The organism is Megasphaera sp. UBA4382 (assembly GCF_002391155.1).
Taxonomy (GTDB): Bacteria; Bacillota; Negativicutes; order Veillonellales; family Megasphaeraceae; genus Megasphaera; species Megasphaera hexanoica.
This window is the reverse complement of sequence record NZ_DGRS01000075.1, coordinates 35,114-44,162: the sequence shown is the minus strand read 5'-3', so window position 1 is coordinate 44,162 and position 9,049 is coordinate 35,114. Positions and strand designations below refer to the sequence as shown.

Below are 9,049 nucleotides of genomic sequence, written 5' to 3'. Positions count from 1 at the left end.
GCTATCTTACGCTATCTTACGCTTGCTTTGAACTTGTGCCTTTTCATAAAAATGCTCCCTTCCCGGTAAACAAGCTTGTATTGTGTCACTTGTCTACCGGGAAGAGAGCATATCATGAGCAGACTGACCGCCTGATGGGGCAGCTTTTTGCGAAATTGTATTTCTTAAAATAAATGCTTGAGCCAGAGCAGGGCGACGGCAGCACCGGAGCAGAGGACGGCAATGGCGATGATGATAGGGAAGCCCAAGGGGTCTTCGGCCCAGGGAACGGGAACGTTCATACCCCAGAGGCTGAAGATGATTGTCGGCACGGCCAGGATGATCGTAATCGAGGCGAGAAATTTCATGACAATGTTGAGATTGTTGGATATGATCGATGCGAAAGTATCGGACATGTTCATGAGGATGTTGGAGTACATTTCGACCATTTCGATAGCCTGTTTGTTTTCGATGATGACGTCTTCCAGGAGGTCTTCGTCTTCTTCGTACATCTTGAGCAGATGATGCAGGGCCGTGTTACGGCGCAGGCGCATGAGTTTTTCCATGACGATGCCGTTGCCTCGCAGGGCCGATGTGAAGTAAGTCAGTGATTTCTGTAATTCCAGCAGCAGGAAGAATTCTTTATTCTGCATGGAATGGCGCAGGTCTTTTTCGATGTCATCGGTCCGGTGGTTGATCTGCTGCAAATACCGCAGGAAGAGCGTCGCCGTGCGGTACAGAATCTGGAAGAGAAAGCGCGTTTTTTTGAATGTATAAAACAGGGGATATTTGTTTTCCGTGAAGGTGCGCATGACTTCCGTTTCCTGAATGCACAGGGTAATGATGAAGTCCGGCGTGATGAAGATGCCCAGCGGCAGTGTATCATAGCTGTCTGTTTCCAGGATGATAGGAATGTTGATGACGATGAAGATATAATTGTCTTCCAGTTCCACGTGAGACCGTTCTTCCGTATCCAGGGAAGTCTTGAGGACGTCCGTCGGAATTTCCGTTACCATGGAAACGAGCTGGAGATCTTCTGAATCGGGGTTGACTACATGTATCCAGGAGCCTTTCTCAGCAGAGGCGAGAGAAATATTGTCTTCCAGATGGCCATTATTGTGTTTATAGACTTGAATCATGATGGCAGCCCCTTTCCCTTTGTATGTATTGTAAGTCCAAACTACAATATAATCATAATTTACTTATTCGTCAAGAGAAAAGGCCATATTAAATGTAAGGATCCGGTAAAATCGCAGCTGCCTGCCTCTGGCAAGGTAATGGTGGCGGGGAATAGGGGAATTTGCTATAATAAAATGGCTTTATTTTCTATGATATGGGGGAATGGATTATGTTGGCTGTCATACTCAATGGTTGTATGACTTCTTTGGGAGCGCTTATTGGATTTTTTCTGAAACGGGGGATTCCCCAGCATTATACGCAGGCCATTTTCGGCGTCATTTCTCTGTGTGTCGCCGTTATGGGGATACAGGCTGCCGTAGCGACGCAGAATCTCATCCTCGTACTGGCCAGTATGATCGTAGGTACGCTGGTTGGGACGGCGCTGCATATAGAGGACCATATGCAGCAGTTCGGGGAATTTCTGAGAAAACGGCTCCGTGCAGGCAATGAATCGAATTTCGTCAAGGGATTTGTCACCTTGTCTTCCATGCAGGTCATCGGTGCCATGGCAATCCTGGGTCCGGTCCAGGCGGCTCTCGGTAATAATGAACTGTTGTATTTTAAGAGCGTCCTCGATTTTACGTCGGCTTTTATCTTTGCGACCATATACGGCTTGGGAATCGTGCCGGTGGGACTCGTCGTCCTGGTGTACCAGGGATTGTTCTACGTGCTGGCAACACTCTTTCTGCCGCTCATGACGGCCGATGTCATCCGGGAGCTCAATGCCGTAGGCGGCATCATGATCCTCGGGATAGCCCTCAACATGTTCGGCACGACAAAGTTGAAAATTGCTGATTTCCTCCCGGCCTTGTTCATACCGATGATTTATTATCATTTCATCGGCTGAGAAAAAACTGTAACAAATGGCATGATAGAGTCATTTGTTGCGGTTTTTTTATTACTCATTCTTTTCCACTCCTATATTGGTGTTTTCACATATCTATGGTATGATAGAATATGTTTATTACAGCAGAAAGACTATGGGTATGACGACAGACTCCTATCCATAGGGATATCTGGATGGGAAAGTTGGCAGCCTATGCAATTACTAAAGATGGAGCTGCGGGGATTTAAATCGTTCGCAGATAAGACAACACTGACATTTGATAAAGGCATCACGGCTATTGTCGGGCCGAACGGCAGCGGCAAGAGCAATATTTCTGATGCCATCCGCTGGGTCATGGGCGAACAGAACGTCCGCCAGCTGCGCGGCCAGAAGTCGGAAGATATTATCTTTTCCGGTACGGAAAAGCGGCGTCCCCAGGGTGCGGCCGAAGTATCTTTGTATTTCGACAACAGCGACCATCAGCTCGACGTCGAATTTACGGAAGTCGTCGTGACACGACGCATATTTCGTTCCGGTGAAAGTGAATTTTTCATTAATAAGCGGCCGTGCCGTCTCAAGGATATTCATCTCCTCTTTGCCGATACGGGCATCGGCCAGGATTCGATGGCCGTCATCGGCCAGAACCGGGTAGACCGCATCCTGAACAGCAAGCCGGAAGAACGGCGGATCATCTTCGAAGAAGTGGCTGGTATCAGCCGCTATAAAAGCCGCAAACAGGACGGGTTGCGCAAGATAGAAGAAACGGAACATAACCTCGAACGCATCCACGATATGATGAGTGTATTGGAAGACCAGCTGGAACCGATGAAAGAACAGGCACAGCGGCTGCAGACGTTCCGGGAACTGGACGGCGAACGGCTGGCCTATGAAGGTACGCTGGCCCTGCAGGAATTGCGCAACGCCGAACGACTTCTTTCCAAAGCGGAAAATAACCGCATCACGGCTCAGCAGGAACGGGATACAGTCACGGCAAAACTGGAACAGGCGGCAGCCCTGCGGAAGCAGCTGGTGACGCGCATGGAAAAAGAAAATTCGGCCCTGCAGCGCCTCGATGAAGAGACCCTGGCCGTCCACAATGAACTGGACAGCATGAAGAGCCGGCACGAAGCCTTTTCCAGCCGCCAGCAGGAGCTGGCCGAATCGTTCCGCCAGGCCGGGCAGGATGTCCAGGCAGCGGAAAAAAAGGAAGGGCAGATCAAGGAACAAAAGGCCGCCTATACAAGTCAGCTGGAAGGGAAAAAACAGGAACGGGATGCAGCCCGTCAGGGCCTTTCCCTGACAGAGGAACTGTTCCGCCAGGCCGGGGAAAAAGCCTGCAAAACTGCCGATGCCCTGGCACAGGTGCAGACAGAGAGTGCCCGGAGGCAGCAGGATGTATTCGTCCTGACACGGGATATGGAAGATTTGCGCCGCCGCCTGGAAGAGAACCGCAGTCAGGCCGGCGGACTGGAACAGGCGAAGACGGATCAGGAACAGGCTGCATCCCGCATGGCCGGTGCCGTGCAACAGGTCAGGGATGATCTGGAACAGGCCAGACAGCAGTTCCAGTCTTCGTCCGCTCTTTGTAAGACGTGGGAAGCAAAGCAGCAGGAGGCCAATGAGCAGCTCCGGAAGGCAGAACAGGTGTACCGCAGCCTGCAGGGAAAGACGGCGGCCCTTTCCCAGCGCATCCGCGTGCTGGAAAGCATGGAACAGGAACATGAAGGACTGGGCCGTGCCGTAAAAGCCGTATTACTGGCACAGCTTCCGTGGCGGCCGCGTATCTGTGGCGTCGTCGGCGAATTGTGTACCATACCGGCAGCTTACGCGACGGCCCTGGACATCGCCCTGGGCGGAGCATCCCAACACGTGGTGACCGACGATGAACGGACGGCCCGGCAGGCTATTTCCTATTTGAAAGAACGCCATGCCGGCCGGACGACCTTCCTGCCGCTGGATACGGTGCGGCCCCGCAGCCGGACCCGTGACGAAGAAGCGGCTTCTGCCATGGCAGGCATTATCGGCTTTGCCGACGATCTGATACAGTATGACGACAAGTACAAGCCTGTTTTTTCGTCTCTCCTCCATAAGACGCTCGTAGCAGAAACGGCCGATGCCGCCTCTGCCGCAGCCCGGGCATACCAGCACCGGCTGCGTATCGTCTGCCTTGATGGGACGTTGTTCAATGCCGGGGGCTCACTGACTGGCGGCAGCGTAAAAAACCGGGAAGGATCCCTCATCAGCCGGCGGGCGGCCCTGCAGGATTTGAAGCAGGAAGCGGCGGCAGCGGAGAAAAAGCTGCAGGAACTGGTCCAAAGGGGAAATGACCTGCGCCGCGCGGCCGGCGAAGCAGACAAGGCCGCATCCCGGCAGCAGCAGACCTGCCGGCAGGCCGATATGGAGCAGCAGAAACTGCAGCTTAGCCTGCAGAGCATGGAACGGGAAGAACAACAGGCCCGGGAACGGGCCCGTGAAGCCGGACAGACCTTGCAGAAGCTGTATGCAGCCCGGTCGGACATCCAGGCAGAGCTGGTACAGAAAGAAGAAACGTACGCAGACTGGATGGACGAAAAGCCGGCCGATACGAAAGTACTGGAAGAAGAACAGCAGCGGGCACAGGACGAACTGGAACAGTGCCGTCATGCCCTGACCGACCGGCAGGTAGCGCTGGCTACCCTGGAAGAACAGATCCGTCATCTGGAAGAGCAGATCCGCCAGCACGAAGAATTGTCCCGGCAGGCCGCCGATGCATCGAAAGAAGCGGCAGACCGGCTGGCATCCATCGGGCGGCGTCAGGACGAAACGCGGCAGCTGCTGCAGGACCTGACAACGCATATCCGGGAAAAAGAAAAAGAAACGAAGGCCAAGGATGAGAAAAAAAAGGCCTTTTATGCTTCACGGGAAGCCGATTTTGAGAAGAGCCGGGAGCTGGAACAGCAGATAGACGACTTTAGGGACGAACAGGAACAGTGGAATCAGCGCGTCCATGCGGCAGAAGTGCAACAGGAAAAGTACCGTGGCGAGATTGAACGGGGAGAAGAACACCTGGCCCGGCAGGGACTGAGCCGGGAAGAGGCGATGAAACGGCGCCGCGAAGGCTCTCTCCGCGAATTGAATGAACGCGTATCGCGTTTGCGTCAGCAGATTGCCGGCTTGGGACAAATCAATCCCAATGCCGATACGGAATATCAGAACGCCGTAGATAAACGGGACTTTTACCATCGCCAGTGCGATGACCTGCTGGAATCGCGGAAACGGCTGCAAATCGTCGTGGCAGAAATCGACCAGGCCATGTCCAGTCAGTTCAGCCAGGCTTTTGCTGAGATTGCCCGTCATTTCCAGCGCATATTCAGCCAGCTTTTCGGCGGGGGCACGGCCCATATTTCCCTGACCGGCAGCCAGGATGTTCTGCAGTCCGGCGTGTCCATCCTCATTCAGCCGCCGGGAAAGAAGCAGCAGCCACTGACGCTCCTTTCCGGCGGTGAACGGGCGCTGACCGTCATTGCCCTGCTGCTGGCATTCCTGGCCTACCATCCGGCACCATTCGTGCTGTTTGACGAAGTTGATGCAGCCCTCGATGAAGCCAATGTCATCCGCATGGCCAGGTATATGAAGAATTATAGTGGCACGACCCAGTTCATCGTCATCACCCACCGGCGCAAGACGATGGAGGCAGCCAATACGCTCCAGGGCGTGACCATGGAAGAAAAAGGCGTATCCCGCCTGCTTACCGTTAAAGTAGACGATATGATAGAGAAAGGAAGTTAATTATGGGATTTTTTTCAAGATTACGCAAGGGATTGGAAAAAACGAAAGGCTCGCTCATTAAGAACATCGAGACCGTCGTACGCGGGTATGCCAAAATTGATGACGAGATGTACGATGATCTGGAAGCAGTCATGCTCACCGGCGATATAGGAGTGGAAACGACGGAATATCTTCTCGACCAGATCCGCAGCGGCGTAAAGAGCCGGGAAATCCAGAATGGCGATGATGTCATTCCTTACCTGGAAAAGTGCATCGTAGCCCTTTTGGAAGAAAATAACGACCCCGTACCGGATTGCACCGGTACGACCGATGTCATCTTTATCGTCGGCGTCAATGGCGTCGGCAAGACAACGACGATTGGCAAGCTGGCCAAATACTATACCCAGCAGGGCAAATCGGTCATGCTGGCCGCAGGCGACACCTTCCGGGCAGCGGCGGCAGAACAGCTCACTATCTGGGCGGACCGCACGGGCGTCCCTATCGTGAAGCATCAGGAAGGAGCCGATGCGGCGGCAGTCGTCTTCGATGCGACGGCGTCGGCCAAGGCTCATCATACGGATATCCTCCTCGTCGATACGGCCGGCCGTCTGCAGACGAAATCCAACCTCATGGAAGAATTGCGGAAAATGGCCCGCGTGGCCTCCCGCAATATCGAAGGGGCACCGCAGGAAACGCTGCTGGTCCTCGATGCGACGACCGGGCAGAATGCGGTCAGCCAGGCCAAGTTGTTCGGCGATGTCGTACCGCTTACGGGCGTCGTTCTCACCAAGTTGGATGGCACGGCCAAGGGCGGTGTCATTTTATCGGTCAAACGGGAACTGGGCGTACCTGTGCGCTGGGTCGGCGTCGGTGAAGGCGTCGATGACCTGCGCCCCTTTGATGCGGCCCAGTTTGCCGATGCCCTCTTTGACCGCAATGTAGAAAAGAGAGAACAAGAAGAGGATTAATTCTGGAAGGGTGGGATTTTCATGTATGCAGGAAATATCAGGCAATGGGAGACGGAAGTACAGGCACTGCCGGAATGGCTGCGGCCCTGGATCAAAGAACTGGCCTCCCTTCATACGTCATTGCTCAAACCGGGACGGCATGAACTTCCGGGAGCGAATTTCTTCAATATCGATGAAGTCATGACGGAAAACGCGTCGGCACGTAAGATAGAAGCGCACCGGTCTTACATCGATATCCAGATGGTACTGGCCGGGAGAGAATACATCGGCTGGCAGCCTCTGTGCCACTCGGGCAAGGTCGTAGAAGCACGGCCCGATGATGACATCTGGTTCTACGACGGTTCTTATGAAGATGATACGCAGGTCCTCATGACACCGGGTACCTTTGCTATCTTTCTTCCCGGCGACGGCCACCGCCCGTTGTGTGCTCCTCACGGGCTGTGCGGTCCCGTCCGTAAAATCATTATGAAAATCCATATCTGAGAGGACATATCATGAATGTATTACAGGAAGCGGGAGAGGCGCTGCAGCGGTTGCGGCAGAAACGCCCTCTCGTCCATCATATAACTAATGTCGTCACCATCAATGATTGTGCCAATGCGACTCTTGCCATAGGGGCATCGCCGACCATGACCTGGGCTCCCGCTGAAGTAGGAGAATTGGCCGGAGCTGCTTCGTCGCTGGTCCTCAATATGGGAACGCTTCAGCCCTGGACGATAGATGCGATGGAACGGGCCGGCAAAGCGGCAGCAGAGAAGGATGTCCCCATCGTGCTGGATCCCGTAGGTGCCGGTGGTACGACGTACCGGACGCAGGGCGCACTGCAGCTGGCAGCACGGCTGCCCCTTGCCGTTATCCGGGGCAATATGAGCGAAATGATGTGCCTCGCTGCAGGAAGAAGCGGTATCAATCCCGGCGTGGACAGTCATGACAGGGAAGTCATGACCATAGAAAAAGTCCGCCATCTGGCGCGGCTGCTGAAAACGACAGTGGCCATTACTGGCCCGGTTGATGCCGTATCCGATGGCCGGCGCAGCGTCCTCCTGGGAAATGGGACGCCTCTCCTGACCTATGTGACAGGAACGGGCTGTATGACGACATCGCTCATCGCGTCCTTTGCAGCCGTGTCCGGCCCGTTTACGGCGGCTGTAAGCGGTATCCTCTCCATGGGAATTGCCGGGGAAACAGCAGCCCGCCTGTCCCAGGGGCCGGGTACGTTTCACCTGCATCTTATCGATGCGTTATACCAGTTGCAAACAGAAACATATCTTACCTGTGGAAAGGTCCTGAATTACGATGAATAATCAAAATGTATACTTGAAGAAACTCACCTTTACAGCTATTTTTATTGCTCTCGGCGTTCTCCTGGCCCCTCTTGTATCGTTCCCGTTTGGGGGCGCCCGTGTATTTCCCCTGCAGCATTTGATTAATGTCCTCCTGGCCGTTCTGCTGGGATGGCGCTATTCGGTTGCCGGTGCTTTCTGTATTTCTTCTATCCGCATCGCCCTGGGAGTCGGCACCATTCTGGCTTATCCGGGCAGCATGATCGGCGCCTGCCTTTCGGGGATTTTGTATAAGAAGACCGGGTCCATCTGGGGCGCCGTCGTCGGGGAAATTTTTGGTACGGGCATACTGGGCGGACTGGTTGCCTACCCTCTGGCCGCCTTCATCCTCGATTCCAAAGCCGTTGCCCTCTGGTTTTTTGTCGTCGCCTTCCTGCCTAACACATTCATCGGTGCCATCTGCGGGGCTGTCTTCCTCAAAATCATTCCGCTGAAACGGATGGTCGAAGACATGCTGAAACGATAACAGAATAGATAGTTCTAAAACGAAACAAATTCCTGCGGGACTGTAGATTTTCATTGACTAATGCAGTCCCGTATATTAAACTATAAATTGGTACTGAGTTTTCTATTTGAGTTTTTTGTTGTTATTTTTTCAGACACAGTCCTTTTTGAAGTGGAGGATGGATAGGGTGAGTGCATGAATAAAGATATCCGTGAACAGATTTTACAGGCGGCGGTAGACGAATTGCGCCTGCATGGCCCAAATTTCCATATGGATGATCTGGCCCGTCGTCTCCGTATCAGCAAACGGACTTTGTATGAGCATTTCTCGTCCAAGCAGGAAATGATTATAGAAGCATTATATTCACTGATGGATGAAATATATACCCGCCATGTGAAATTGTTGCAGGATCCGGATCTTACGGCAGAAGAGAAACTGGTGGAGTATTTTAATGTCAATGCCAGCGGCAAGGTATTTTCTGTGCGTAAAGCCAAGGAGATTTTTACGAAAATGCCGGAAATCTGCGCTACCATGCAGACCTATTCTGAACGGGACTGGCAGG

At 53.4% G+C, this 9,049-nt stretch carries 8 protein-coding genes; 7 read left to right on the top strand and 1 reads right to left on the bottom strand.

What is annotated here, in order from left to right; all coding sequences use genetic code 11:
- Positions 1-164: 164 nt before the first annotated feature.
- Positions 165-1,118 (bottom strand): magnesium transporter CorA family protein, encoded by a 954-nt coding sequence (locus B4H10_RS08970; protein WP_059077142.1) that lies wholly within the window; start codon positions 1,116-1,118, stop codon positions 165-167.
- 209 nt (positions 1,119-1,327) lie between these two features.
- On the opposite strand from B4H10_RS08970, the gene B4H10_RS08965 reads away from it, so the two are divergent.
- The 7 genes from B4H10_RS08965 to B4H10_RS08935 form a co-directional block, all read left to right on the top strand.
- Complete coding sequence (locus tag B4H10_RS08965; protein ID WP_075582205.1) at positions 1,328-2,005, top strand: DUF554 domain-containing protein; 678 nt, start codon at positions 1,328-1,330, stop codon at positions 2,003-2,005.
- A gap of 192 nt (positions 2,006-2,197) precedes the next feature.
- On the top strand, positions 2,198-5,752 hold the full coding sequence (gene smc, locus B4H10_RS08960; protein ID WP_292018691.1) for a chromosome segregation protein SMC: 3,555 nt from the start codon (positions 2,198-2,200) through the stop codon (positions 5,750-5,752).
- 2 nt (positions 5,753-5,754) lie between these two features.
- On the top strand, positions 5,755-6,699 hold the full coding sequence (ftsY, locus tag B4H10_RS08955) for a signal recognition particle-docking protein FtsY (RefSeq protein WP_059077145.1): 945 nt from the start codon (positions 5,755-5,757) through the stop codon (positions 6,697-6,699).
- A gap of 21 nt (positions 6,700-6,720) precedes the next feature.
- A complete protein-coding gene (locus tag B4H10_RS08950; RefSeq protein WP_170087773.1) occupies positions 6,721-7,182 on the top strand; it encodes a YhcH/YjgK/YiaL family protein in 462 nt (153 codons plus the stop codon).
- An 11-nt stretch (positions 7,183-7,193) separates the two neighbouring features.
- Positions 7,194-8,003, top strand: a complete 810-nt coding sequence (gene thiM, locus B4H10_RS08945) for a hydroxyethylthiazole kinase (RefSeq protein WP_292018690.1) — start codon at positions 7,194-7,196, stop codon at positions 8,001-8,003.
- Complete coding sequence (thiW, locus tag B4H10_RS08940; protein ID WP_075582208.1) at positions 7,996-8,508, top strand: energy coupling factor transporter S component ThiW; 513 nt, start codon at positions 7,996-7,998, stop codon at positions 8,506-8,508. Before thiM ends, thiW begins: the two co-directional genes overlap by 8 nt.
- Before the next feature lie 174 nt (positions 8,509-8,682).
- Positions 8,683-9,049, top strand: a 367-nt coding sequence (locus B4H10_RS08935; RefSeq protein ID WP_292018689.1) for a TetR/AcrR family transcriptional regulator, incomplete at its 3' end; no start/stop codon positions are given.